Origin of the sequence: Nisaea sp. (genome assembly GCF_039990255.1) — a bacterium.
Classification (GTDB): domain Bacteria; phylum Pseudomonadota; class Alphaproteobacteria; order Thalassobaculales; family Thalassobaculaceae; genus Nisaea.
Window position 1 is genome coordinate 473,201 of sequence record NZ_JBDXGG010000018.1, and the last position, 25,261, is coordinate 498,461.

Sequence of the window (25,261 nt, forward strand, 5' to 3'; positions counted from 1 at the left end):
TTTTGCGAGGCGTTGCTATTCAGCCTCGAGAATCACGCAGGCATCCGTGTCCCATCCGAAGCTGAGATGAAGGCCCGGATTGGGGTCGATGCCGGACTTCCATGTCGGGCAGGAGACGAGGATCTGGCCGAGAACCGAATGGGTGAGGAGCACCTGGCAGCGCTCGCCGAGATAGCTCACCTGCTTCACCGTGCCTGTCAGGAACTCCTTGCCGGGTTCAGCCAGCCGAATGCGCTCGGGGCGGAGCGCGATCTCGGCGCTGTCCTTGATGGTTCCGGAATGTCCGGTCGCATCCAGGGGGAAGGCTTCATCGCCGGCGGTACATTCGAGATGATCACCCTGACGGCTCTTGATCTTGACGGTTAGGAAGTTCGATTTGCCAAGGAAATCTGCGACAAAACGGGTTCGCGGCTTGTTGTAGAGCATGTCCGGGACACCGGCCTGCTGGATCTTGCCATCCTTCAGGATGACGATCCGGTCGGACATGGACAGGGCCTCGTCCTGATCGTGTGTCACGTAAATGAAAGTGACGCCGAGCTGATCGTGCAGGGCCTTCAGCTCCCACTGCAGGTCCGCGCGCAGTTTCTTGTCGAGCGCGGAAAGCGGCTCGTCCAGCAGCAGGACCTGGGGTTTGAAGGAAAGGGCGCGGGCAAGGGCGATCCGTTGTTGCTGGCCACCGGAAAGCTGGCTCGGCATCCGGTCCGCATAGGCACTCATCTGTACCAGTTCGAGGCACTCATCGACCCGCGCGATGATCTCGCTTGCCGGGCGTTTTCGGACTTTCAGGGGAAAGCCGACATTTTGCCGCACGGTCATGGTCGGAAACAGGGCATAGCCCTGGAAAACCATGCCGAAGTCGCGATGTTCCGGTGGCTCGTTCGTGATGTCGCGTCCGCGCAGGGACACAGTACCCTCGGTCAGGTCCGTGAAACCGGCAATTGCGGTCAGGAGCGTCGTCTTTCCCGAGCCCGACGGGCCCAGCAGGGTCAGAAACTCACCCTCCGCGACATCCAGATCGACATGATCCAAAGCATGGACCGGTCCGTAACGCTTGACCGAGTTTCTGATGGAAAGAATCGGATTGCTCATAGGGTGCAGGCGTCCCGTTTGTATGGGCGGCCGGGAGCAGTTCGGCCGGGATCGGGACGGAGAAAATCATGCAGGCCTAAAACCTGAAAATAATAATTTGCTCACACTTGATAATGTCAGTTTATAGCTTCTGGCTTGACCGTTGGAATGTCGTGATTTTTCAGAAAGTCGCTGAAGAAGCCCTGAAACTGGAGTGCCAGGTTGGAGGTCGGGAACAGATTGCAGGAAATACAGTGGATGCTGAGGGGGATGGTCGGATGGGTCCGGCGTGCCGCCAGTGTGGTGAGGTCCCGACCGAACAGGGCAAAGCTGTCTACCAGGGCGACCCCAAGGCCGGAAATCGCCATCTCCAGTGCGGTTGCTGTGTGCCGCACCTCGCAGAAATAACGTCGTTCCAGTCCCTGACTTGAAAATACCGCGTCGATAATTTGGCCGAGTGGCGTGCCGGCGGCATAGGAGATATGCCGCACGTGATTGAGATCGGTGACGTTAACCCGCTCGGACAGGGCCATTTCATGATCTGTCGGGCAAACGCACATCATCCGCCCTTCGGCGACGGGCCGAACGGACAGCATTGAATGGCGAGGCTGGGTGATGGAGAGGCCGATATCGGCCTGCCCGCTGACCAGCTTTTCGGTGTTTTCGTCGATGCTGCCGAGTTCAATTGAGAGTGTCAGTTTCGGCCTGTTCTTGACGAACTCTGCGATGACCCGCGGCAGGATCCCGTGCCCGATGGATGGCGTGGCGACAATATGAAGCCGGCCGACCGTGCCGCCGCGCAGCTCGTTGATGACATTCTCTACCCGCTTCTGCTGCATGAAAAGATACTGCGCTTCCTGCGCGATATGCTGTGCTTCGCGGGTAGGGACCAGTCGGCCCCTTTCGCGCACGAACAGGGGGAAGCCGACAAGATCCTCGGTGTGCCGGATCATGTTGCTCACAGCCGGCTGACTGACATTCAGCAGGTCCGCAGCCCGGCCTGTTGTGCCGACTTCTATGACGGTGCAAAGCACTTCGAGCTGGCGTGCATTGATCATTTCAATAATTTCACCTTATTAAGTTGCCCGCCAATTTTATTTCACGGTGATACTTCGCTCGTCTAGCACTTCATGTGTTGGAGACGAAGAGGAGGGCTCCCATGAGCCGGAAAGAAGTGTTCGCCGTTGCCCAGATGGGACCCGTCCATCTTCAGGACTCGAAGGCCCAAGTGGTGGCGCGCCTTATTGAAATGCTGCGCGAGGCCCATTCACATGGTGCCCGTTGGGTTACCTTTCCGGAACTGGCCCTGACCACGTTCTTCCCTCGCTATATCTATGACAGCCCGGAAGAGTACGATGTTTTTTTCGAAGAGGGGCTGCCTTCTCCGGCGATGCTGCCGCTGTTTGAAGAAGCGAAGGCACTCGGCATCGGTTTCTATCTTGGCTACGCAGAGAAGGTTGAGGAGGGTGGTGACACCCGGCGCTTCAATACCTCGGTGCTGGTCGGCCCAGACGGCGCCATTCTTGGCAAGTACCGGAAAATTCATCTGCCAGGAACGAAAGACCCGATCGGGGATCTAGAATTCGAGCATCTGGAAAAGCGCTATTTCGAGGTAGGAGATCTCGGATTTCCGGCTTTCAAGACCCCGTCCGGCCGCTTCGGCATGTGTATCTGTAACGATCGGCGATGGCCGGAGACCTTTCGTGTCATGGCATTGCGCGGGGCTGAGGTTTTCATGCTCGGCTACAACACACCCACGCGAAACATTCATCATCCGGAACCGGCTCATCTCCGGGAGTTCCATAACCGGCTCAGCCTCGAGTCGGCGGCTTACCAAAATGGCGCTTGGGTCATGGCGGCGGCGAAATGCGGTTCCGAGGATGGCTTTGCGATGATCGGAGGTTCAGCCATCGTCGCTCCGACCGGTGAGGTCGTGGCCCGCGCTGTATCCGAGGATGACGAGGTGATCGCCCATAATTGCGATCTTGATCTTGGCGCCTATATTCGTCGATCCGTCTTCGATTTCGCGCGGCATCGCCGGATCGAGCATTATGGACCAATCACCGAGCAAACCGGCATTGAGGTGACAGAATGACATTTTCTCTTGCAGGACGCTGCATGGAAACCGGCCGTATCGGGTTCGCCGTTGCCACTTCGTCTGTCTGCGTCGGTGCCCGCGTGGGCGCTATCGCGGAAGGCTGTGTTGTGTTTTCCCAGGCGCGAACTGATCCACGTCTCCATGCTGTCGGGATTTCAGCCTGGCAACGGACCAAGGACGCGGCGGAAACACTTTCAGCCATGCGTGAGTCCGCAACGTCGGAGCACTGGCGGCAACTCGGTATTCTGACGTTGAATGGCAAGCCGCTTCACCATACCGGCACCTCCTGCCTTGATCATTGCGGCGGGTTTGAGGGAGCCAATAGCCTCGCGCTCGGCAATTTCCTCGGTTCGGCCAATGTCCTGCCGGAAATGGTCCGGGCCTTTGAAGAGGCGGCTGGCCCGCTTGAGGAGCGTTTGCAGGCGGGCATGTTTGCCGGCGAAGCGGCTGGCAGTGAACGCGAGCCCCTACAATCGGCCGCGCTGAAGGTGCTCGGCGATGAAGGATTGATGGATGCGGACATCCGTGTCGATTTTTCGACCGACCCGTTGAAGGATCTTGGAGTGCTCTGGCGGGACTGGGCGCCCAAAGCTGCTGCCTACCGGCTCCGGGCGATTGATCCCGATGCGGCACCGTCTTCGGCTGAAGTCGAGGGTCGCCCGGCTTAACCGGCGCTCCGGGACCAGCTCAGACTGTGCGCGATGCTGGGAAGGTGATCGTCACTATCGTACCAATGCCTGCTGTGCTGTCGACATCCATACGTGCCTCGTGCGCCTGCACATGTGCGTTGACGATAGCGAGGCCGAGACCGACACCCTGATGAGAGCTGGTCATCGCACCGGGGCGTTGCCAGAAAGGCTGGGTGATGTTTTCGAGCATCTCTGGCGGAACACCGATGCCATGATCCTCTATGGAGAGGACGATCTGCCGTTCGTCGTCTAGTCGGCTGCGTATCGTGACATCCGATCCGGCAGTGGAGAACTTCACGGCATTCGCCAATAGATTCTGGACGATCTGATAGAGCATATGCGGATCGGCCCTCAGAGAGGGGAGTGTGTCGGGCAGGTCGACCTTTACAGAAATTGCGTGTTCCTGTGCGCTCGGTGTCAGGTCGGTAACTGCCGCGTGGACCGTTTCCGCCAAGCTGGTCACGGAATTTTCGATCCGGGACTGGAGTTTTTCCAGCCGGGCGAATTCGAGGATCTGCTCAATCATTTTTAGCAATCGCGTGCCACTGTCCGAAATATCGTTGGCATAGTCGACATAACGTTCGTTCCCGAGAGGTCCGAAAGGCTGGCCACGCATCAAGTCGGCAAAGCCGATGATCGCGTTCAGCGGTGTGCGTAATTCGTGGCTCATGTTGGCAAGGAATTCGGACTTTGCATTGCTGGCCATCTCAGCCTGTTCTTTTGCGGTCTCGAGTTCGATTTCGCGAAGTTTGAGCTCTGTGATATTCGAATAGACGCAAACCATGCCGCCTTCGGCAGTGCGGCGTTTGTCGACCCGGAACCATCGTCCGTCGTCTGTTTGCAGCTCATAGGGGTCCGAAGAGGAACCGAACAAGCGCAACCGTTCATCGAGCCAGGTTTTCGCTTTTTCGCATTCTTCCGGGATCACCCCACGGTGATCTAAGTAGTGTTTCAGAACATCTGAATATTCCATGCCAGCGACGACCGCGTCCCCCGCATCGCCAAACATTTTGCGGAAATGATTGTTGCACAGGATCAGGCGGCGGTCGGGTGAATAGAGGACAAAGCCGTCGGAGATTGCATCGATACCTTCACGCAGCCGATGTGAGGATCGCTCGGCTGACGCCTCGGCGGCCTTGCGAGCGCTGATATCGTGCAACACGAGAACAAAGACGCGTTCCTGACCGGCAAAAGACTCAGCAAGGGTGATTTCAGTCGGGCGCATGATTGAGGACGTCTCAGGATCAAGAATCCCGGTCTCTATTGTGGTGGGCATGGCGGCCGTTTGCCGCAGCATGTCCGCGGGTGCTGCCGCAAGCCCGCGAGCCCAGTCGCCAGACAGGCGCCCGGCGATGGGATGGCCGATGAGTTCAGTCGCGGGGATGCCGAATATCTGGCCTGCAGCCCGGTTTGCTGTGCGTACTCTGGCACTCCCGTCAATTGTCACAATGGCATCGAAGCTGGCGTCGACGACTTCCCGAAAATAGGTGTCGTGCTGTTTCAGTGTTGTTTCGTTGCGCCGACGCAGGAGTGTTTCGCTGCGGAAATCTGCAAGCACAAAATTTCCGGTCAACAGGAGAATGGCAATTATGGGGAAACTTGAATCGATCAATGCCCCGTTGGTGCCGTAGGCCGCAACGGACGCTGATATCAGTACGGTGGACGTGGCTAAGGCAGTAGCCGGTTTCCAGATCAGGGGCATCCGCGGCAGCAGCCATAGCAGCAGAAGCCCTAGGACCAGGGCAGTGGTAATTTCCGCCGCAGTGAAACTGCGATCCCGCAATGGCGTCCGGCCGGTCACAATCGTATCCAGCGCGAGAGCCTGCAGATGCAATCCGGACATGGTGTCCCCAATGCCGGTGCGGACTTGCTCCCCGATGCCGGAGGCTGAGGTTCCAATAACGATTATACGTCCGGCAAGCTCTTCGTCCGGAACCTTGTTTCCGAGAACCTCATGCGCGGCATGTGTGGTGATACGCTGCGGGTTTGTTGTGTTGATCCAAATCTGGCCCATCCGATCCGTGGGGACGAATAATGGTCCAATTGATATCCCGGATATTCCGAATGCGGACGGAACTTTCAGCAACATGCTGCTTTGACCGAGGGCGACCCGTGCCGCCTCGATTGCGAGGCCAGGCTCGAGGGCTTCTCCGGCGCGAAAGGCTGCGGGAACCCGGCGCGCGGCGCCGTCGGGCTCGGGAAGCAGATTGACGAGCCCTTCACCAACGCCTGCCTGACCAACCGGCGCGACACTTTCTATGATACCGGAAATGCCCGGAAGATCAGCGACGTCAGGGTGTCCGTGGACGGCAAAGCGCCCGGGGCGGGCTTTGCCGGGGGTGGCCGGACTGCCGGGGGGCTGGGCTGCCGCTGCAGTGACTGTCGGAATGGTCTGCATGGCGGCCGCCAGCGATACGTCGGAGCTACCGAGGCTCAGCAGATTGCGGCGTAGATCCGCTCCAATCTTGGGGAGAGTGACCGCCAGGTTCTCGGGTGACATGCGGTCTGGTTCTGTAAACAGGATGTCAAAGACGATCATTGCCGCCCCGGCCTCCCGCAGGCGGTCTACAAGATCTACATAGTATCTGCGGGGCCAGGGCCATTGGCCGAGTTGGGTTAGGCTTTCGTCATTCACGTCAACGACGACGACAGGGGAAGCCTCGGTCCCGGTGATTTCCGTCTGAAGCAACAGGTCGAATCCCCAGAGCCGCAAGACCTGAACCGGCGTGATATCTATGAGCCGTAACAGGATCAGCAAAAGCAAGAGGCCGCCGGCGATGAGGCGGCTCTGGCGTGCCAGGCGGCGCAGTTGCCCATCTTCCGGGCCGTCGAGCCACGGAAAGTCGCTTTGCTCTTCAGGCCTAGCAAAGCCTACAGTGCTGCGTCTGCCTTCCATTTATGCCTCATGGAGGCGCCATTGACGACTATGTTTCGGTCGTCTCCGTGCGGATTCGCTGCTTTGATATCGGTCGGGTTCCGGCCCAGACCTTAACGCCAAGTGAGGCGTCGGTGAACCAGAGATGCAGGTATTGTTCGGAGTTTTTATCCCGTTTTAATTGTGTTGACATCAAAGAGCTCTATCGAATAACGATTTCGACGCGACGATTGCGGGGCTCGGACACTCCGTCCGCTGTTGGGATGATTGGTGCCCGTTCGCCGTACGACTCCACCGTAAGAAACTGTTCTGGGACGCCGCGTCTCAGGACCTCTTGTCCGACGATACTGGCTCGATCAAGCGCAAGCCGATCGTTGAAACTTGCCGAGCCGGAACGGTCTGTATGCCCCGAGACTTCAACCTGCGGCAATTTACGCTGGCGGACGGTCTCCAGCACCTTGTCGAGCAGGGCCAGGGACTCGGTGGTGAGAACATCGGCTCCCTGTTCAAAATAGAGCAGAAAAGTAACTGGTTGGGGCGGGCCGGCGGCAATGGCCATGCCGAAAACCGCACGGACATCGTCCGCCGCGAAAATGCCGCTTGCCCGTGGGGCTGCATCCGTCCGTGCTACCAAGGCGCTGGCTCGGGAAGTGTCGAGAGTGACAGCGCCCTGCTGGTTTTCAACACTGATCACGCCGAGCTTTCCGTCTTCTTCCGGCAGCAGGACAACAAGCGCGCCGTTGACTGAGGCTTCCACATTGGAAAGGGCTGCCAGGAACATTTTCCGGCAATTCTCAATGTCGTCCGGCTGATGACCTTCTTCGAGTTCCTGCATCCAGCAGTCGAAACCGCCCTGCGCACGGGCGCTGCTCAAACCGGCAATGGAACGGGCACCGGCAGAAAACAGGTTGGTCAGTTGATCGCGTGCCTGTTTGAGTTCGTTCCGTCCTGCAGGGGTCAGATTCCTTTGATCCAGCATTTCCGGCTCGACGATCTCGCCTTTGCCGGCGCGGATGGCGCGGTCATAGAATCTGGCGGTGTCCGCCCAGTCATATTCGGCGCGTTCCAGGTCGCCGAGCGCCACATATTCCCTGCTCAGACTTTGAAGGAACTGGGAGTCCGGTGGCGTCATCCCCTCTAGCTCGTCCGCGTCGTATGGGCCGATGGCACAGGCGCTGACGGAAAGCGCGAGTAGCAGTGCGGTAACGCTGGATCGTACTTTACCGGGGCGATTTGAAGTTAGGCTCTGCATCAACATGTCCTAGTTCCCCGCGCCGGCCGGAATGCGGACCGCGAAACGGGTTCCGCGAACAGCGATGACAGACAACGGTGTTTCGATACGGGTTTTTTCAGGTGCTATATGGCCAATCCGGCCAGACTGATAGACCATCGTGCCTTCCAGTATTTTCCCGAAAAAACTGAAGCTGTTCCGCTGCGGTGCGAATTCGAACTCCGCGAGCTCGAAACGGGAATTCGGGCCTAGGGAAATCAGTGTGCCGTCATTCAGGGTAACACCAAGCGCGCCGTTGGCTCCGGTGAGCAAGATATCCTGGCGACGCACTTCCAGCCCCTCGCTGCCTGGTGTCACCGTTCCCCCGCGTTGCACAGAGGCGTCGCCGCTCGAAACTTTGATTGTGCCGATGGCCGGGCCTGTTCCTTGAGCCGAGGCACCGCCCGTCAGCAGTAACAGCACCAAAAGCCCCGTCAGAAATCGTGTCATTCGGCCCCCCAAACAGTCGTCATGACTTTATAATCGGAGTGTTGAGACGAAGTAGGAGCGCCGTCAAGCGCGCCTGAGGAAAAACTGTGGGTTTATTATACAGTGAATGCCGAATTCAGGCATGGGAAGCGTTTCTGCCAGAAATGTCCCGTGTAGATGTAACGTCAGGTGCACACTCTAGTGTGTCTGATTATGTTGGTGGGACGATCTACAGTCCCGATGGGAGAGTCAATTCTTGGAACTCACGCTCCGCAATATCCGTCTTGCGATGGAGCCTGCACAAGTGCTCGATGTCGGCGTGGACAGCGGAAAAATCGCCGCGATTGGCGGCGAGCTGCCGGATGGCTCCCGCACGCTCGATCTTGAAGGACGTCTGCTGTTACCCGGTTTCGTCGAGACCCACATTCATCTCGACAAGTCCTGCATTTTGCACCGTTGTAGCTCCGAAAAAGGCGATCTGGCCGAGGCTATCAGCGAAGTGGCCCGGCTGAAGTCGGGCTTTACGGAACAAAACGTTGCCGAAAGAGCTGGGCGAACGCTCCGGAAGTGCGTTGTGAATGGAACCACCCGGATGCGCACTCATGTGGAAGTCGACCCGGTCATCGGGCTGCGCGGTTTCGAGGGCGTGAAGCAGGCGATTGCCGATTTCGCCTGGGCAATCGACGTCGAGATTTGCGTCTTTCCGCAGGAGGGATTGCTCAACAATCCGGGAACCGAAGAGTTGATGGTTGCGGCGCTGAAGAACGGTGCCGGATGTGTCGGGGCGGCGCCCTATACAGACAGCGATCCGCACGGACAGATCGACCGGATCTTCGAGCTCGCACGGGAGTTCGATGTCGATATTGACATGCATCTCGATCTTGCGGCCGATCCTACGGAACTCGACGCCGATTACGTTGCGCGCAAGGCTGACGAATATGGCTGGGGCGGACGGGTCGCCGTCGGACACGTCACCAAGTTTGCCGCCATGCCACCGGAGAGCTTCGATGTGCTGGCCAGGCGGCTCGCCGGTGCAGGCGTAGGGGTCACTGTCCTGCCGTCAACGGATCTGTTTCTGATGCATCGCGATCTTGATCACTCCGTCCCGCGCGGGGTCACGCCGCTGCACCGGATGCTCGGCCACGGGGTCAATTGCTCGCTTTCGACGAACAACGTGCTAAACCCGTTCACGCCTTATGGCGACTGCTCGCTGATCCGGATGGCCAATCTCTACGCCAATATCGCGCAGATCGGACAGACGGACCTGCTGGCGGAATGTTTGAATATGATTTCGACCCGGTCTGCCGCGCTGATGAACCTGAAGGATTACGGCATCGAGGTCGGCAAGACCGCGGATCTCGTCGTGGTCGACAGTACGGACCCGGCCATGGTCGTCGCCGAACTGGCCCAGCCGATGTTCGTCTTCAAAAGCGGCAGGCAAACCGTGACTCGGGCTTTGCCGGAGCTGCACGCGCCGACGTGAGAGAATTTCAGGGATCTACTGGTCGCCAACCATCGCCGCTCCGACGGCGAGCTCCAGGATCTCGGTGGTGATTTCGGATTGCCGTGACTGCCGTGCATCGCTTTGCAAGGCAGTCAGCATGGTCGAGATATTGTCGTGTGCTGCCTGCGTGGCCGAGAGCCGGGCGGCGTTTTCAGCGGAGATCGACTCCACCGCTGCTTCGGTCAGGCGTGCGAAGACATATTCTTCCGTCAGTTTTTCAAGCAGATTTGCCGGGTCCATGTTGTGGAGCGGAGCCTGATGCTTTTGCTTTGATTGGCGGATATCGGCATCAAGCGGCAGTAAGGACCGGCGTTCCACGGTTGAGGCAGTGCCTTGCCTTGAGACAGCACACACCGCTTCCACACGTGTGATTTCGCGTGTCTCGATCTGCCGAAACAGCTCTTCCGATAATCGCTGCACCACCGTCGATACGGCATCTGGCCGGGTCGCCATCGGTCCAAACCAGGTCGGGGTGTGGTTCATTTCCGCCGCGCGTGCGGCGCCGCGAGTGCCGAGCACGAACAGTTTGTCCCGGGGACCGAGGGCATCCATTGCCGCTTCTACGACCCTGTCGTTGAAGCCACCGACGAAGCCGTGTTCGGACGCACAGAGGATAATGGCGGTCGGGCCCGGTTTTGCTTCTGACATGTCCGGCTTATCATGCACCATGGAGAGCGTGTCGGCGATTCCGCCTGCGACGACCTCGGCATATTGCCGAATAACGGGGACCGCGCGTTGCGCTTCCCTTAGGCGCATGCCGGAGAGCGACCGCATGGCCGCAATGATGTTCTGCAGATCGCTCATGCCGGAAATCTGCGCCTCGATCTCCGCGAGGCGGGTCATTGGGCATCCGCCGGGGCCGCTCCGCGTATCGATGACACGAGGGCGGCGATGCCGTCATGCAGGTGCTGACGCTGCTTGTCTGTCAGAGATTTGGCTTGATCACTCAACGCTAGGATGTCCGGAGCTTCCTGGATAAGCCATGAGGACAGGGCGTCCCTGAACGCTTCGATCCGGTCCATGGGCACATCGTCGAGCAGATTTTCGGAGAGCGCGAAAAGTAAGGCAACCTGTTCCCCCAGGGGGAGCGGAGCGAACTGGCGTTGCCGGAGTATCGCGCGAATTCGTCGCCCGTGCTCAATGCTCTTGCGGGTCCGGTCATCGACCATGGTGCCGAACCGCGTAAAGACCTCAAGTTCGAGAAACTGCGCATAGTCCAGCCGCAGGCTGGCCGAGAAGGCCTTGATCACCGGTGCCTGGGTCTTGCCGCCAACGCGAGAGACGCTCTTGCCGATATCGACGGCTGGCTTCTGGTCTTCATGTAACAGGGCGGGATCCAGATAGATCTGTCCGTCCGTGATGGAGATCAGGTTGGTCGGGATGTAGGCGCTGATATTGCCTGCCTGGGTCTCGGCGATCGGCAGGGCGGTCAGCGAGCCACCGCCCCGTTCCGGCGAGAGCCGGGCAGCACGTTCGAGCAACCGCGAATGGATATAGAAGATGTCGCCCGGATAGGCTTCCCTTCCGGGTGGCCGGCGCAGCAGCAGCGAGACCTGGCGGTACACTGCGGCATGCTTGGTCAGCTCGTCCATGACAAGCAGGACGTCGTGCCCCTTGTTCATCCAGTATTCGGCCATGGTGCAGGCGGAATAGGGTGTCAGCCATTGCAGGCCGGGAGGAGCATCGGCCTCGCCGACGACAAAGAGACAGCGCCCGGGCGCTCCGTAGCGCCGCACCGTGTCGATGACCTGGGCGACGGTGGAAGCCTTCTGGCCTATCGCGGCATAAATGCAGATCACGTCGCTGGATTTTTGGTTGATGATGGTGTCGACCGCGACCGCGGTCTTGCCGGTTCCGCGATCGCCGATAATCAGCTCGCGCTGCCCCCGGCCGAGCGGGACCATGGCATCCACGGACAGCAAACCGGTCGCCAGTGGGCGTTCGATCAGGGCGCGATCAATGATTGGCGGAGCCGGTTGCTCGACAGCGTTGAAGGCAGCCTCTGCAATGGGCGGCCCTTCGTCGAGTGGCGCCCCGAGGGGATCGACGATTCTTCCGAGCAGCGCATCGCCCACCGGCACGCGCGCAACCTCTCCTGTGCCGCGCACCGCGCTTCCGGCAGAAATCGCGGAGGGGTCGCCAAGCAGCACGCAGCCGATTTTCGTCTCTCCGAGACCGACGACGAGCCCCCTTACGCCGCCCTCAAACACGAGTAGCTCGTCAAGCCGCGTCTCCGGCAGGCCGGAAACCGTGGCGACACCATCTCCAGTGCGTAGCACCCTGCCGATGGGCTCGACCCAAGGGGCCATTGAGACGTCCTTGATGTGGGCCCGGTTCTTTGCCGCCCACTGGTGCAGGTCGTCAGTGAGCGTCGGCATCGGCGGTCATCTCCATCCGCATTGCGTCCAGGGCACCACGCCAGGAGAAATGCAGAATGGCACTGGGAAAATGCAGCTCCACACCGGCGATAAGGTCTGGGTCATGGGCGAATTCGAGCTCCAGATCTTGTCCGAGGATATCAGCCAGATGCACTTTCCACCGCTCCATACTGGTCTTCGAAAAGGGAATGGCGCTGACTACCCGCAATAGCCTCTTGTTGTCCTGACCATCGATCAGGGAGTCGCGCTCGCCGGGACCCAGCGAGTTCAGGTGCCGTTCGATGCGGTCGAGCCAGGCTTCGGCCCTAAGATCCGGGGGCACTTCCTCCAGCAGACGGCGTGCAACGTCCATCCCGAGATCGAGCGCGATCTTCCGGGTCTCATCTGCGGCTGCGGTGCGCTCGGTTTGCAATGATTTCCGGGTCTGTGCCTCAAGCGCCTCTGCATCGCGTTCTGCCTGGTTCCGGCGCGCCGCTGCCAGTGCCTCCGCCTCGGCTCTGGCCGTGGCGAGCACGGCTTCACGCTTGGCCTCTGTCTCGGATTGTTCCGTGCGAATTCGCTCCAGCTCGGATTGTGCTTCCTGCTGGAAACGCTTCGCTTCGGCGCGCTCCTTGTCGATTTCGGCACGGCGCGCGTCGACGACCCGCAAAACCGGTTTGTAGAGAAATCTGTGCATCAGCCATACCAGGATGACGAAGTTGACTGTCTGCAATCCGAAGGTCCACCAGTCGAACGACATGACTATCCTGTGTACGGATTTGCGAACAGAAGCAGCAATGCGACGACGAGACAGTAGATCGCTGTTGTCTCGATCATTGCCAGGCCAACAAACAGGGTCCTTGAAATCGTGCCTGCGGCTTCGGGCTGGCGGGCGATGGCGTCCATCGCGGCGGCCACCGCTTTCCCTTCTGCGAGAGCCGGGCCGAGCGCACCGAACGAGACGACGAATGCGGCGGCAAATATGCTGATAAATTCGTGGTCCACGTTACCTCCTCAGTTTTGTTGCTGGGCGTTGATGGCCGCGCCGATGAAAACGCCGGCCAGAATGGCAAAGATGTAGGCTTGGACCAGTCCCAGCAGCAGCTCCAGGGCCATGAGCGGGATCGGAACGAAGAGCCCTGCCAGGGCGAGTACGAGCGCAATCATGAATTCGCCGCTCATCACGTTCCCGAAGAGTCGAACCATCAGCGAAAGCGTACGGGTGATCTCCGACAGCAGATTGAGCGGCAGCATGATCAGTTTGGGCTTGGCGAAGCCCGCCAGATAGCTGAGCAATCCCCGGGCGCGGATGCCGTAGAAATGCACAGAAATGAAGACGACCGCAGCCAGGGCCGCTGCCGTCTCTATCCTGGCTGTGGGGGCTTCTATGCCGGGTAAAATGCTGATCGAGTTGGCGGTAGCGATGAACAGGAACAGCGTGGCGAGCAGGGGGAGCAACGACCGTGCGGACTTGCCTGCGACCTCGGTGATCTGATCCAGTATCCCGACGACAACGGTTTCGAGGATTGCCTGCAGTCGGCCGGAGTCCCGGCCGAGTTGCCGTGTTAGTAGCCACGATCCCAGAGGGAGCGCCAGCATGAGTCCCCAGGTGGTCATGACGGCCCGGCTGATCGGGATCGGGCCGATATGGAACAGGATTGTGCTGGTCAGGGGCGAGGCATCCATCATCCTGCTCTCCTGGCCTGCCGCGTCGCAATCATGCGGGCGCCGAGGAACCCGGCAAAACCGCTGAGCAGCATCACCGGGCCAAATTGTGCGAGCACAGTCAGCAGGGCGATTGCACCGCCGAGCCGCAATAGGCTCAACCCGATAACTTTGGCTGTATGCCGTTCGCCGAGCAAGGCGTCCACCGTCCGCCCGAGGGCGTAGAAATAGGCGAGGCCCAGCGCCATGCTTCCCGCGGCCACGGCGAGGGCAATAGCGACGGTTGCGATTGGGTCAGATCCGTTCATTCCTTGTGCATCCTTGACCATGCGAGCCAGCAGCCGAGTGTGAGTCCCAGGACCAGAAGTCCGAGTGTCCAGAACACGTCGCTTGAAAATATGCGGTCGAGCCAGCGGCCGATGAAAACCCCAAGAAGTGGCGGGATCACAATCGTCCAGCCAAGAGTCCCTATCATCGCCAGATTGCGGGCAATGGATCGTTCGCCCTCGCGTTCCCAGAGCGCGCGTCGCTCCTTACGTGTTTGCACCGCTTTTTCCAGTTGGTTGTTATGGTCCTCCGCGCCGCTCATGCGTCTTCCCCTGGCAGGCTTCCAAGCCCAAGTTTCTGCCCGGAAATGCCGGAAGAGTTGGGGTGCAGGGCAGTGATAATCTGTTGGATCGCCGCCAGATAAAGCCTGTGCGCGTCGGTCCTTGCAGACTGTTCCTCCGAGATTTGGCGCCTGAAACGATCCAGAACCTCGGTCTCCAGCTGCCCCAGATCGTCGCCCGGCACGGCCTCGCGTGTGGCGATTTCGATCATGTCTCCATCGCGCACGCTCAGCATGCCGCCGCGCACCGCGACATGGTGCTCGGCACCAGTCTCATCGCGCCAGGTCACGACCGAAATTGCAAGTTCGGTCAGAAAATCCGCATGTCCGGGAAGCAGGCCGAACGCGCCGGTTTCATCCTCCGCCCGAACGTGGCTAACGTCGGCTTCATCGACGATAAGCGCGAGCGGTGTCGCAATTGTCAGTTTCATGACGCTAACGCACCAGGCGGCGCTTCTTCGGCGGGAGCTTCTCTTTTTCGCGCTTCCTCAATGTCGCCGATCATGTAGAGCGACTGTTCGGCCCAGTTGTCGGCTTCTCCGTCCAGGATGGCGCGGCATCCGGCAATCGTGGCGTCCAGCTCCACCGCCCGGCCCGATTTTCCGGTGAAGGCGGTGGTGACCATGAAGGGCTGGGTGAGGAACCGCATAAGTCGGCGGGCCCTGCCGACAAGGCGGCGGTCTGTCGCGCTCAGCTCCTCGATCCCCAGCAGGGCGATGATTTTCTGCAGGTCGCGATAGTGGGCTATCGCTTTCCGCACTTCTTGAGCGGTTTTGTAGTGCTGATCGCCTATCAGCCGCGGATCGAGCAGGCTCGATGTCGAGGCCAGCGGCTCGACAGCGGGATACATGCCTTCACTCGCCATCTCCCGAGACAGCACTATCGATGAATCGAGATGGCCGAAGATCTCGGCCACGGCGGGGTCGGTGAAATCGTCCGCCGGAACATAGACTGCCTGGATCGAGGTGATGGCCGCTCCCGGAACGGAGGCTATACGTTCCTCGAATTCCGCAATCTCGCTGCTCAGGGTGGGCTGGTATCCGACGCGGGACGGCAGGCGCCCCAGCAGGCCGGAGATCTCTCCGCCCGCCTGAACCAGACGGTAGACATTGTCTACCAGCAGAAGGACGTTCTCATGGATGTCGTCGCGGAAATGTTCCGCGATGGCGAGCGCGCTCAGTCCGACGCGCCACCGCGCCCCAGGAGGCTCGTTCATCTGCCCGAAAACCAGTGCGGTGCGGTCCAGCACGCCGGACTGCCGCAGTTCCAACAGGAGCTCGTGGCCCTCGCGCGAGCGTTCGCCGATACCGGCAAAGACCGATATCCCGGAATGCCGCTCGACCGTGGTCCGGATCAACTCCATGATCAGAACGGTTTTGCCAACCCCGGCCCCTCCGAACATGGCAGCTTTGCCGCCTTTGACCAGAGGGGCAAGCAAGTCGATTACCTTGATGCCGGTGTGGAACATCTCGGGCTGATTGCTCTGTTGTGATAGAGGCGGCGCGGGGGCGTGGATTGGTTTTCGGGGTACGTCCGCAGGAAAGGGTGATCCCGCGTCCATTGGCTCGCCAATGACGTTGACGAGCCGACCCAGAACCGCTTCGCCGACAGGAATCTGCAAGGGGGCGCCCGTTGCCTGGACCGGTGTTCCGCGTTTCAGCCCCGCGGTATTCCCCAGTGCCACAGCCCGCGCGGTCACATTATCAAGGTGAACCTGGATTTCGGCGAAAAGCGGCTTGCCTGTGCCGTTGATGATCGAGACTGCCGTGCCAAGCGACGCAACCTGATCCGGTGGAAAGCGGATGTCGATCACTGATCCATTGATCGCAACGACCTCCCCGGTCGGTAATTGCGGTTGCGAGCCTTTGATCGCTTCGTCGTGCACAGCAAAACCCCGATGTCCCGGCACTTGGTTCCGAGCGCTGACAGCAGATGCTCTTACGACTGGAACGTAAGCTGATTGAGGCTAATATGATGAAGATCATGATACGGAACATTGATCCGTATCAATTGAGCCGGACCGGGCCGGAAATCCCGGCCCGGGTCAGCGACAGGGCGGCGGCCGGAACTGCAATGGTGCTAACGGGGATCGCCTACTCGATCACCACGAAGGTGCGGACTTCAATGCTTTCCCGTGCAGGTGTGCCAGCGGTCTGCGACGGCAGGGCGAAGGCGCTGTGCGGAGTGAACTGCGCACGGCCATCTTCCAGGCTGTCCCAGCCCTTGATTAGCAGGGCTTCGTCCCGGGTCATCTCCGGCACATAATACCAACGCTGACCCTTGTTGTGGGACAGGTGATAGATCTCGCCGACCCGGTCGGGGAAGACCTGATCCGTCGCAATCATGTCGGCCGCTTCGACACTGGTCGCGTCGGCGAGGGCGAGCGGGGATCGCTGGACAGGCCCGCTGATTGGCCGCCAGACATTGACCTGGACAATACGCGCACCGGACTCGATCAAGCGCTCGAATTCGTTGGCTCCTAGTACGTCGCGAGCGCGCTGTGGGCCACTCTTTGCCGTGTAATCCACATGGATACGCGAAGCCGGGCCACGGTTCCCGTCTTTGTTGCTGGCGCCGTGCCCGCCATCTGAACGACGAGTGGCGTCGAAAATGGCGACTTGGCTGGCACCATACTCCTGCGTGAGCAGGTGGCGAATTTCATCGTAATAGGCTGTTTCGACAGCATTATCATCGTACAGATCGGCCACATTCGTTGGCACGGCCCGGAACTCGAAGCCTTCCTTGTCGAGGCTGAACGATCCGGCATGAGCGCGGATATCCGCCACCAGAACGTCGTGCTGCTCGACGGAGAAGTGAAAATCAGGAGCGCCGCCGGTATAGGCTGCGCTGTAAAGAGCAGGCTTTTCCGCCTGGGGCACCATGAAAGTCAGCGGGGCCATAACATTCACAGCATTTTCTGAAACTGGATCGTTGATGCGGTTCTGAACAGCATTCGCCATCGTTTGTCTCCTCTTGGCCGCCGGATGCCGGCCTGTTGTGATGGCACTCTAGATAGGCCCTGAAAGAGCCGGGTACAAAAGAGAAGAATTCAAGTTTACTTGAGAAAAATTTAAGAAAGAGGCCGCTGCTATGGCTGGGTTGGCTCAAGCGCTTTTCGGCTTGCACCTGCTTGCTCAAGCAGCCAGCGTTTCACCCGCAGCGTTCGTCCGGGCGGAGGCCTGTTTGCCGGCAGGCAGAGATAGAATGCGGCACCGGAGGAGGCTGTTGCGCCGAACGGCGTAACCAGAGTGCCGCGGGCAAGACGAGCTTCGATATAGGGTGACCGGCCGATGGTTATGCCATGCCCGGCTTCAGCAACCTGCAGCCCCTGTTCAATTGCATCGAGCTCCAGCGCCCCTCTTAACTCTGGCGGTGCCAGGCCGCGTGCCTTGGCCCATTCCTGCCATTCATCAGGAATGCTGCGAACGACAATCAAGCGTGATCGCTTCAGGACTTCTTCAATGTCTTCCTCGCCCTCTGGCACGTATCCCGGAGCGGCTACGGGAGTTGCATTGTCGTCGAAGAGGAACGTTTTATCGACATTCGGCCAGTTACCGCGTCCGTATCTGATGCCTATGTCCACCTGATCACGCTCAAGGTCGATGACCCGTGTCGTCGGCACCAGCTGGATGTCGAGGTCCGGGTTCGCTGATTCGAAGGCGCCGAGGCGCGGCAGCAGCCAGGTTGCGGCCATTGACGTCGGCAATGTGAGCCGGACAATTGCTCGGCCATCGGAAGGCAGGACCGCTTCGGTTGCCGCTTCAAGTTCCCTGATAGCCGGGTCTATCCGGGCGAGGTAGCGAACTCCGGTTTCCGTCAGCACGAGGCGCCGGTTTGTGCGGTCGAACAATTGCGTCCGCAGCAAGGTCTCCAGTTGTCGAATTTGATGACTGACCGCGGATTCTGTAACGCCAAGAGCGACAGCGGCATCGGCTAGCCGATCATGCGTTGCCGCAGCGCGAAATGCGAGGAGCGAGCGAAAGGGAGGAAGGCGGGTATCATGCGAGGCCATTTGTGAAAAATACCTCAAGTCCTGCGCCGTGCCGAGCCTTTCCTGAAAGATGATCCGATTACTCGCCCGCGTTTCAGGTGTGATTTCGACCCTGTCGAAGTGAAACGATTTCTTGGCAATCTCTTCGTTGTCGTTCCGGAAAAAGCTTCAGATGATTTTCGCTATACACAGATCGGTACGGCGATCACCGAACATGTCGGCATCGATAATGCCGGTCGAAATGTTGGTGAGATATTTGGCCCGTCCGGTCTTGAGCTGTATTGCAAGGTTTGGGACGAACGGCGGCCAATCAGGGGCCATGCTGTCGTGGAGTGGCGCCGCAAGGAACACCTTGGATACGAAAGCCTTCTGTTACCGCTTGCAGACAATTTTGAAGGTGTGGACCATTTTGTCGGAATGATGGTTTTCGGACCTGCTGCATGTTGCAGTAAAAGGATCACACCTGTTGGGCTAATCTAGCCTGACCAGTTCTAAAACCGTCAGTAGATACGTCACGGACCCGTCCGGGCCAGAGAACGGCAAGACGACCTCATCGAGCTTCACGAAGTCTGATCGTGGGCCGACATACTCGACTGGCCGACGAACAGGGCGCCCAGTCCGCACGGCCTGGCGCAAGTTTTCGATGAGTGGGCCATCCTGCTTGACATGCTGCAAGTCGCTGACCAGACGTCCGGTGTAGTTCTCCGCGAAGAATGACCGAGCAGTATCACCGATCACGCGGAACTGGAAGTCTCCGCCACCATTGACGACTTTCATGAAAACAACGTGGGGCAAGAGCCGGGGGATATCACAGGGATCAAATGCAATACGCTCAGGGGTGCAGTTTGCACCACCAATTTGGTCCCAATAGGCTAGGGCCTTATCCACTATAGATTGGGTCATGGGAGGTCTTCGGTTCGATAACATTCAAGTTATGCGGAAATCGCTATTCTCCGATGATCGACCAAAAACATTTAGAAATTGATAAAATTCAATCAGTCAACGCGGACCTTGCTCTCAAACGATGTTCAAATTGACCTTGGGAATGGTCATCAGGGCCCGGTCGTTCGGCCGCATCGGCTTGAAAGCAATCAGATTTACCTGCATTTCCGCCACCAGATTGCGCTCGGTGTTGATGCGGTGCATCAGCTCATCTGCGGTATTTGACCCGGCAACACTCCTTGGTATCAGGAAGGTCACTTCGTCAGTGCCCCAGTCTCCCCGATAACCGTAATCCGCGAAATTGTAGAACGGCTGCTGGAAGTAATCGAAGCTACGAATGAAGAAGGGCCGTTTGTGAGTTGGATCGGCCCAGGCCATGTCGGTCGCCCCGAAAGGCAGCTTGAGCTCGAACGTGCAGTCATTTTTCGCGACCCGCCACATCTCCTGCATGAATGGCAGGACACGATCAATATGCTCAATCAGATGTGAGGCATGGATCTCGTCGACGGAATCGTCCGGAAGCGGAAACGGCTCGATCCCGCATGTCTCGAGATCATAAATCACATCGACGCCCGGCCCGGGCATGATGTCGTGGTTCACCCAGCCGTCGCGGATGACCTTTCCGCACCCAAGATTGAGCTTGAGCGCCTGCTTTGCGCCTTCAGGCTGCATTTCTTCCTGTGAAACCACGTTCTGACATCCTTTCGAATCAGCCGACAGTGTGCCCTTTGACCTTGAAACGTACAATGGATTAAGGGGCTATATTCGTCAGTTGACCATATTGAATTTCCTGAGGCTCTGCCATTCGCGGGATGCGTCTGTTATTCCTTGGGCCGCCATTCCAAGAAAAGCCGCCATTCCAAGAAAAGAAGACGGGTATTGCCCATGACGACCGAACGCATTCTCCGCCCGCGCCGCAGCTTTATTTTCTTGCCGGGTCTGAAGCCGGACATGTTCCCGAAGGCTCTCGCCTGTGGGACGGACATTGTCTGCGTCGAGCTGGAGGATGGGATCGCGCCGAAAGACAAGGACGAGGCGCGCCGGAATGCCATGGCGTTGTTTGCCAAACCGCAGGCAGATGATGGAGTCGAGCGGATCGTCCGCATTAACTGTCTGCGCGAGGCATTCGGTCTGGCGGATGTGCAGGCGGTTCTGGCGAGCGACACACCACCACCGGCATTGATGTTGCCGAAGGTCCGGACGCCGGATGAAATTGTTTGGCTCGACACTTTGCTTAGTGAACGTGGGCACGATACGCGCTTGCACATTATTATCGAAACCAACGCAGGGCTAGAAGCCGTCCACGATATTGCCCGGTCAAGCGCGAGGATAGATGCTCTGTTCTTCGGCGGGGTCGATATGGCGGCGGAATTGCGCTGCCGGAATGCCTGGGAGCCGCTGCTCTATGCCCGCTCCCGCGTCGTGCATGCGGCGGCAAGCGCGGGGCTCGATGTGATCGACGTGCCCTATCTTGACCTGCAGGATCCGGACGGCATGCGCCGTGAGGCCGAATTCGCCCGCGACCTGGGCTTTAGCGGCAAAGGCTCGATCCACCCGAAGCAGATCCCGGCTCTCAACGAGGTATTCACTCCAACTGCAGAAGTCATCGCCCATGCGCGGCGCGTTGTACAAACCTTTGAGGAGGCGGATACGGGCCTTGTCGTGATCGACGGCAAACTGATCGAAAAACCGGTATTGCGGGACATGCACCGTATTCTGGCAATCGCCGAGCGCATTCAAGGGTAGTGCAGGGCCGTCTATCGAGAGCACGAATGCCGTATCCGGCCAGCAGCTATGCGCGCCGGAACGCTGTACATTTGACGTTTTCACGCCTATGTTGCGCGCCACTTTAATTCGTTCACGCGCACAAGGCGCCGCGCTGCTGATCCCACCGGGGGAAACATGGTTCCCGAACGGTCGATCGCAGGCATTCCGAAAGACATGACATGACAGAATTTGAAGGCGTTGTTCCGGCGCTCGGTAAGGCATTGGCGAAGCGCGGATATGAGACGCTGACCCCTGTTCAGCAGGCGGTCATTGCCAACGACATGCAGGATGCCGACGCTCTGGTCTCCGCCCAGACCGGTTCGGGCAAGACGGTGGCATTTGGTTTGGCTATGGCGCCGACCCTGCTGGGCGATGCCGAACGCTTTGAGCGGGTATCCTCCCCCGTTGCGTTGGCTGTCGCACCGACCCGCGAGTTGGCCCTGCAGGTGAAGCGTGAGCTGGAATGGCTCTATGAATTCACAGGCGCTTCAGTGGTGTCCTGCGTCGGCGGTATGGACATGCGGACAGAGCGGATGGCGCTACAGCGCGGCGCGCATATCGTCGTCGGTACACCGGGGCGTTTGCGGGATCATGTCGAGCGCAGGTCGCTCGACATGTCTGGCATGAAAACAATTGTGCTGGACGAGGCGGACGAGATGCTCGATCTCGGCTTCCGTGAGGATCTGGAATTCATCCTGAAATCCTCGCCCGAAACCCGCCGGACACTGATGTTCTCGGCCACTGTTCCTCGCACCATCGCCTCTCTTGCCAAACGCTATCAAAAGGATGCCGTGCGCATTTCGACGGCTGGCGAGAAAAACCAGCACGGGGATATCGAATACCGGGCCCTGGCTTGCGCTCCGAACGACCGTGAGAATGCCATCATCAATGTGCTGCGGCATTCGGATGCGGTCACGACCATCGTTTTCTGCAGCACCCGTGCCACGGTGAACCATCTGACCAGCCGGTTCACCAATCGGGGGATCTCCGTGGTTGCCCTGTCTGGTGAGCTTAGCCAGAGCGCGCGGACCCATGCCCTGCAGGCACTGCGGGACGGCCGGGCTCAGGTCTGTGTTGCCACCGACGTCGCGGCGCGCGGTATCGATTTGCCGAACCTGGAACTGGTGATCCATGCCGACCTGCCGAAGAACCAGGAATCCCTGCTGCATCGGAGTGGCCGTACTGGCAGAGCGGGGCGCAAGGGTGTCTCTACCCTGATCGTGCCCTATTCCCGGCGGCGCCAGACCGAGCGGATGCTGTCGAATGCGAATATCAAGGCGACCTGGGGCAAGCCGCCCTCGGTTGACGAGATTCTCGCGCTGGACCGCAAACGCATCCTCGAGGATGCGGATCTTAGCGGTGAGACCACCGAGGAAGAACGCGCCTTCGCGGCGGAGCTGTTGTCCAGTCATGAAGCCGAGGCCGTTGCCATTGCGTTCCTGCGCAAGCGCATGGCCGGACTCCCTGCACCTGAAGAGCTGATGAATGATCCCTCGGGCGGCGAGCGTTACGACCGTGGAGACCGTGGTGATAGGGGCGACCGTGGGGATCGCGGCGAGCCCCGCAAGCGTCGGCAGGACTTCGAAGACGGTGTCTGGATTCGCCTTTCGGTCGGCCGAAACCACAAGGCCGAAGCGCGCTGGCTGTTACCGATGCTGTGCCGCACCGGCGACATCACCAAATCCGATGTGGGGGCGATCAAGATCCAGGAGACCGAAACGCACGTTGAGCTGCACCCCAAGGCGGTGGACAAGTTCCTGGCGGCGGTCGGTCCGAGCCGCAAGGTCGAGAAGAGCATCACCGTTGACCGGATGGCTAGTGCTCCGTCCGAGGCATCATCGGCTCCGGAGCCGCGCGCTCCCCGCAAACCTAGAGAGTCAGCACCGCGCAAACCCAGAGCCGACGGTGAGGCGGCATCCCGCGCTCCGCGTTCTTCTAGTGGCGGGGCAGAACAGAGCGGCCGTCCGCCGAAGCGCGGACGTGACATGGGTGAGGATCGGGCTCGGCCGGCGCGGGACGCAGTAACGCAGTCCGTCGAGAGCGCCCCAACCCCAACAACTGAGCCGAACGCCAAACCGGATACAGGCACGGCACCTGATCGCAAGCTCAAGAAGCCCAGAAAGCCGAAGGATGGTGTTTCCAAAGCAGGGGCGAAGTTCGATAAACCTAAGCTGGGCAAACCTAAGTTCGACAAACCGAGATCTGCATCTGCGGATGGCAAATCCGGCAAGCCTGGCAAACCCGCTAAGGGCAAACCCCAGTCGAAGCCTGGTTCCGGCACCAAGAAACCGCACCGCAAGGGTGTGAACAAGCCGAAGGCCCCCTGGGTCGATTAAGACTGCCAGAACTCCGGGGGCGCCTTGTATCTGCGCAATTTCCGGTTCTGACGTCATGCTGAGAATTATTAGGCAAGCGCCGGTCACCAGTCCGGCGCTTGTTTTGTTTCCGCTCTCCGGCTGGCTCGGATATTCTGGTCTTATCCGCAGGTGCAATCTGGACTTATGGTTCGTGCCGTGACTGTGTAATTCTGCGAGCTGACGATTTCATTTGGCCGGATTTCCTCGCGGCCGGACCTTGGAGACCCTTCGCCATGAGCACCATGCAATTCGAAAATGATCTTTCCGATGTCGTCGCCTCCGACAAGGCGCATGTCTGGCATCACCTGATGCAGCACAAGATGTTCGAGACGGTTGATCCCAGGATCATTGTCGAGGGCAAGGGAATGCGGGTCTGGGATATCAACGGCAAGGAACATCTCGATGGCGTGTCCGGCGGCGTTTGGACGGTGAATGTCGGCTATGGCCGGGAAAGCATCGCCGACGCGGTGCGCGATCAGCTCGTGAAGATGAACTATTTCGCAGGTGCTCTCGGCTCCGTTCCTGCTGCTCGCTTTTCCGAACAGCTTATCTCCAAGATGCCGGGCATGAGCCGGGTCTATTATTCGAACTCCGGCTCGGAAGCGAACGAGAAGGCCTTCAAGATGGTGCGCCAGATCTCCGCGCAGCATCACGGCGGCAAGAAGTCCAAGATCCTGTACCGGGACCGGGACTATCATGGCACCACCATCACCACTCTCTCGGCCGCCGGTCAGCCGCAGCGACAGGCTCATTACGGCCCGTTCACGCCGGGTTTCGTGGCGGTTCCGCACTGCCTTGAATATCGCAACCAATATGACACGGCTGAGAATTACGGTGAGCGCGCCGCCGATGCGATCGAGGAAGTCATCCTGCGCGAAGGTCCGGACACGGTCGGCGGCCTCTGCCTTGAGACCATCACCGCCGGTGGTGGCGTCATCACCCCGCCGGAAGGATACTGGGAGCGGGTCCAGGAGATCTGCACCAAATACGGCATCCTGCTGATTCTCGACGAAGTGGTCTGCGGCGTTGGCCGGACCGGCGAATGGTTTGGCTATCAGCATTACGGCATCAAGCCGGACATCGTCACTATGGCGAAGGGCGTTGCCTCGGGTTATGCGGCGATCTCCTGTACCGTCACCACCGAAGCCGTTTTCGATCAGTTCAAGGCAGATGCCTCCGATCCGATGAGCTATTTCCGCGATATCTCGACCTTTGGTGGCTGCACCTCTGGTCCGGCCGCGGCGCTCGAGAACATGCGTATCATCGAGGAAGAAAACCTGCTTGAGAACACGGCCGAGATGGGCGCGCGTCTGGAGCAGAACCTTCTTGCGCTGATGGACAAGCATCCGGTGATCGGCGACGTGCGCGGCAAGGGCCTTTTCTGGGGTGCCGAGCTGGTTGCGGACCGTGAGACAAAGGAGCCGGTGGATGAGATCAAGGCTCAGGCCGTGGTCGGCCACTGCAATGCCGAGGGCGTGCTTATTGGCGTTACCAACAGGTCGCTCCCGGGCTTCAACAACACGCTCTGCCTGTCCCCGGCTCTGATTGCCACGAAGTCGGATATCGACCAGATCACCGGCGCCATCGACAACGCCCTGACGGCTGTGTTCGGTTCCGGGAAATAGGCGCTCCCGGCGGCTGG

General features: G+C 59.4%; 25 protein-coding genes. 7 read left to right on the forward strand and 18 right to left on the reverse strand.

What is annotated here, in order from left to right; genetic code table 11:
* Positions 1 to 15 precede the first annotated feature (15 nt).
* Both ABJ076_RS12450 and ABJ076_RS12455 read right to left on the reverse strand, forming a co-directional pair.
* Positions 16 to 1,089: an ABC transporter ATP-binding protein gene (locus tag ABJ076_RS12450; protein WP_348189403.1), complete on the reverse strand. Its 1,074-nt coding sequence runs from the start codon at positions 1,087 to 1,089 to the stop codon at positions 16 to 18.
* Positions 1,090 to 1,205: 116 nt separating this feature from the next.
* Entirely contained in the window at positions 1,206 to 2,126 is a 921-nt protein-coding gene (locus tag ABJ076_RS12455; RefSeq protein ID WP_348189401.1) for a LysR family transcriptional regulator, read from the reverse strand.
* A 101-nt stretch (positions 2,127 to 2,227) separates the two neighbouring features.
* Between ABJ076_RS12455 and ABJ076_RS12460 the strand changes: the two genes are divergently transcribed.
* Together ABJ076_RS12460 and ABJ076_RS12465 are read left to right on the forward strand one after the other, a co-directional pair.
* Positions 2,228 to 3,163, forward strand: coding sequence for an N-carbamoyl-D-amino-acid hydrolase (locus ABJ076_RS12460; RefSeq protein WP_348189399.1), 936 nt, complete (start codon positions 2,228 to 2,230; stop codon positions 3,161 to 3,163).
* Entirely contained in the window at positions 3,160 to 3,834 is a 675-nt protein-coding gene (locus ABJ076_RS12465; protein ID WP_348189397.1) for a DUF1028 domain-containing protein, read from the forward strand. Before ABJ076_RS12460 ends, ABJ076_RS12465 begins: the two co-directional genes overlap by 4 nt.
* Before the next feature lie 19 nt (positions 3,835 to 3,853).
* On the opposite strand, the gene ABJ076_RS12470 is transcribed toward ABJ076_RS12465, so the two are convergent.
* The 3 genes from ABJ076_RS12470 to ABJ076_RS12480 all read right to left on the reverse strand — a co-directional run bounded on the left by ABJ076_RS12470 (position 3,854) and on the right by ABJ076_RS12480 (position 8,450).
* Complete coding sequence (locus tag ABJ076_RS12470) at positions 3,854 to 6,751, reverse strand: CHASE2 domain-containing protein (RefSeq protein ID WP_348189395.1); 2,898 nt, start codon at positions 6,749 to 6,751, stop codon at positions 3,854 to 3,856.
* 181 nt (positions 6,752 to 6,932) lie between these two features.
* Positions 6,933 to 7,982, reverse strand: coding sequence for an OmpA family protein (locus ABJ076_RS12475; protein ID WP_348189393.1), 1,050 nt, complete (start codon positions 7,980 to 7,982; stop codon positions 6,933 to 6,935).
* A 9-nt stretch (positions 7,983 to 7,991) separates the two neighbouring features.
* On the reverse strand, positions 7,992 to 8,450 hold the full coding sequence (locus tag ABJ076_RS12480) for a FecR domain-containing protein (RefSeq protein ID WP_348189391.1): 459 nt from the start codon (positions 8,448 to 8,450) through the stop codon (positions 7,992 to 7,994).
* Between the two features lie 235 nt (positions 8,451 to 8,685).
* Here ABJ076_RS12480 and ABJ076_RS12485 point away from each other — a divergent pair, with 235 nt between their 5' ends.
* Complete coding sequence (locus tag ABJ076_RS12485; protein ID WP_348189389.1) at positions 8,686 to 9,912, forward strand: amidohydrolase family protein; 1,227 nt, start codon at positions 8,686 to 8,688, stop codon at positions 9,910 to 9,912.
* Positions 9,913 to 9,927: 15 nt separating this feature from the next.
* On the opposite strand, the gene ABJ076_RS12490 is transcribed toward ABJ076_RS12485, so the two are convergent.
* The 11 genes from ABJ076_RS12490 to ABJ076_RS12540 all read right to left on the reverse strand — a co-directional run bounded on the left by ABJ076_RS12490 (position 9,928) and on the right by ABJ076_RS12540 (position 18,574).
* Complete coding sequence (locus ABJ076_RS12490; protein WP_348189387.1) at positions 9,928 to 10,776, reverse strand: F0F1 ATP synthase subunit gamma; 849 nt, start codon at positions 10,774 to 10,776, stop codon at positions 9,928 to 9,930.
* Positions 10,773 to 12,311 (reverse strand): F0F1 ATP synthase subunit alpha, encoded by a 1,539-nt coding sequence (locus ABJ076_RS12495; protein ID WP_348189385.1) that lies wholly within the window; start codon positions 12,309 to 12,311, stop codon positions 10,773 to 10,775. Before ABJ076_RS12495 ends, ABJ076_RS12490 begins: the two co-directional genes overlap by 4 nt.
* Positions 12,295 to 13,050, reverse strand: a complete 756-nt coding sequence (locus tag ABJ076_RS12500) for a F0F1 ATP synthase subunit delta (RefSeq protein ID WP_348189383.1) — start codon at positions 13,048 to 13,050, stop codon at positions 12,295 to 12,297. Before ABJ076_RS12500 ends, ABJ076_RS12495 begins: the two co-directional genes overlap by 17 nt.
* A gap of 2 nt (positions 13,051 to 13,052) precedes the next feature.
* On the reverse strand, positions 13,053 to 13,295 hold the full coding sequence (locus ABJ076_RS12505) for a F0F1 ATP synthase subunit C (protein ID WP_348189381.1): 243 nt from the start codon (positions 13,293 to 13,295) through the stop codon (positions 13,053 to 13,055).
* Between the two features lie 9 nt (positions 13,296 to 13,304).
* On the reverse strand, positions 13,305 to 13,976 hold the full coding sequence (locus tag ABJ076_RS12510; RefSeq protein WP_348199576.1) for a F0F1 ATP synthase subunit A: 672 nt from the start codon (positions 13,974 to 13,976) through the stop codon (positions 13,305 to 13,307).
* Complete coding sequence (locus ABJ076_RS12515; RefSeq protein WP_348189378.1) at positions 13,976 to 14,263, reverse strand: ATP synthase subunit I; 288 nt, start codon at positions 14,261 to 14,263, stop codon at positions 13,976 to 13,978. The genes ABJ076_RS12510 and ABJ076_RS12515 overlap by 1 nt, the downstream gene beginning before the upstream one ends.
* Entirely contained in the window at positions 14,260 to 14,544 is a 285-nt protein-coding gene (locus ABJ076_RS12520) for an AtpZ/AtpI family protein (RefSeq protein ID WP_348189376.1), read from the reverse strand. Before ABJ076_RS12520 ends, ABJ076_RS12515 begins: the two co-directional genes overlap by 4 nt.
* Positions 14,541 to 14,993, reverse strand: a complete 453-nt coding sequence (locus ABJ076_RS12525; protein ID WP_348189374.1) for a F0F1 ATP synthase subunit epsilon — start codon at positions 14,991 to 14,993, stop codon at positions 14,541 to 14,543. Before ABJ076_RS12525 ends, ABJ076_RS12520 begins: the two co-directional genes overlap by 4 nt.
* Positions 14,990 to 16,432, reverse strand: coding sequence for a F0F1 ATP synthase subunit beta (gene atpD, locus ABJ076_RS12530; protein ID WP_348189555.1), 1,443 nt, complete (start codon positions 16,430 to 16,432; stop codon positions 14,990 to 14,992). Before atpD ends, ABJ076_RS12525 begins: the two co-directional genes overlap by 4 nt.
* Positions 16,433 to 16,655: 223 nt before the next feature.
* Complete coding sequence (locus ABJ076_RS12535; protein ID WP_348189372.1) at positions 16,656 to 17,522, reverse strand: CmcJ/NvfI family oxidoreductase; 867 nt, start codon at positions 17,520 to 17,522, stop codon at positions 16,656 to 16,658.
* A gap of 128 nt (positions 17,523 to 17,650) precedes the next feature.
* On the reverse strand, positions 17,651 to 18,574 hold the full coding sequence (locus ABJ076_RS12540; protein WP_348189370.1) for a LysR substrate-binding domain-containing protein: 924 nt from the start codon (positions 18,572 to 18,574) through the stop codon (positions 17,651 to 17,653).
* A gap of 57 nt (positions 18,575 to 18,631) precedes the next feature.
* Here ABJ076_RS12540 and ABJ076_RS12545 point away from each other — a divergent pair, with 57 nt between their 5' ends.
* A complete protein-coding gene (locus ABJ076_RS12545; RefSeq protein ID WP_348199579.1) occupies positions 18,632 to 19,033 on the forward strand; it encodes a PAS domain-containing protein in 402 nt (133 codons plus the stop codon).
* On the opposite strand, the gene ABJ076_RS12550 is transcribed toward ABJ076_RS12545, so the two are convergent.
* Together ABJ076_RS12550 and ABJ076_RS12555 are read right to left on the reverse strand one after the other, a co-directional pair.
* On the reverse strand, positions 19,025 to 19,456 hold the full coding sequence (locus ABJ076_RS12550) for a PAS domain-containing protein (protein WP_348189368.1): 432 nt from the start codon (positions 19,454 to 19,456) through the stop codon (positions 19,025 to 19,027). The two genes, ABJ076_RS12545 and ABJ076_RS12550, sit on opposite strands and share 9 nt — an antisense overlap.
* 114 nt (positions 19,457 to 19,570) lie before the next feature.
* The gene (locus tag ABJ076_RS12555; RefSeq protein WP_348189366.1) at positions 19,571 to 20,185 is read right to left on the reverse strand and encodes a methyltransferase domain-containing protein; all 615 of its coding nucleotides are present in this window, start codon (positions 20,183 to 20,185) and stop codon (positions 19,571 to 19,573) included.
* Between the two features lie 195 nt (positions 20,186 to 20,380).
* Between ABJ076_RS12555 and ABJ076_RS12560 the strand changes: the two genes are divergently transcribed.
* From ABJ076_RS12560 to ABJ076_RS12570, 3 genes are all read left to right on the forward strand, one after another.
* Positions 20,381 to 21,241: a CoA ester lyase gene (locus ABJ076_RS12560; RefSeq protein ID WP_348189364.1), complete on the forward strand. Its 861-nt coding sequence runs from the start codon at positions 20,381 to 20,383 to the stop codon at positions 21,239 to 21,241.
* Between the two features lie 200 nt (positions 21,242 to 21,441).
* Positions 21,442 to 23,598 carry a DEAD/DEAH box helicase gene (locus ABJ076_RS12565; protein ID WP_348189362.1) on the forward strand — a complete coding sequence of 719 codons (2,157 nt, stop codon included), beginning with the start codon at positions 21,442 to 21,444 and terminating at the stop codon, positions 23,596 to 23,598.
* A 254-nt stretch (positions 23,599 to 23,852) separates the two neighbouring features.
* Positions 23,853 to 25,244, forward strand: a complete 1,392-nt coding sequence (locus ABJ076_RS12570) for an aminotransferase class III-fold pyridoxal phosphate-dependent enzyme (RefSeq protein WP_348189360.1) — start codon at positions 23,853 to 23,855, stop codon at positions 25,242 to 25,244.
* Positions 25,245 to 25,261: the final 17 nt, after the last annotated feature.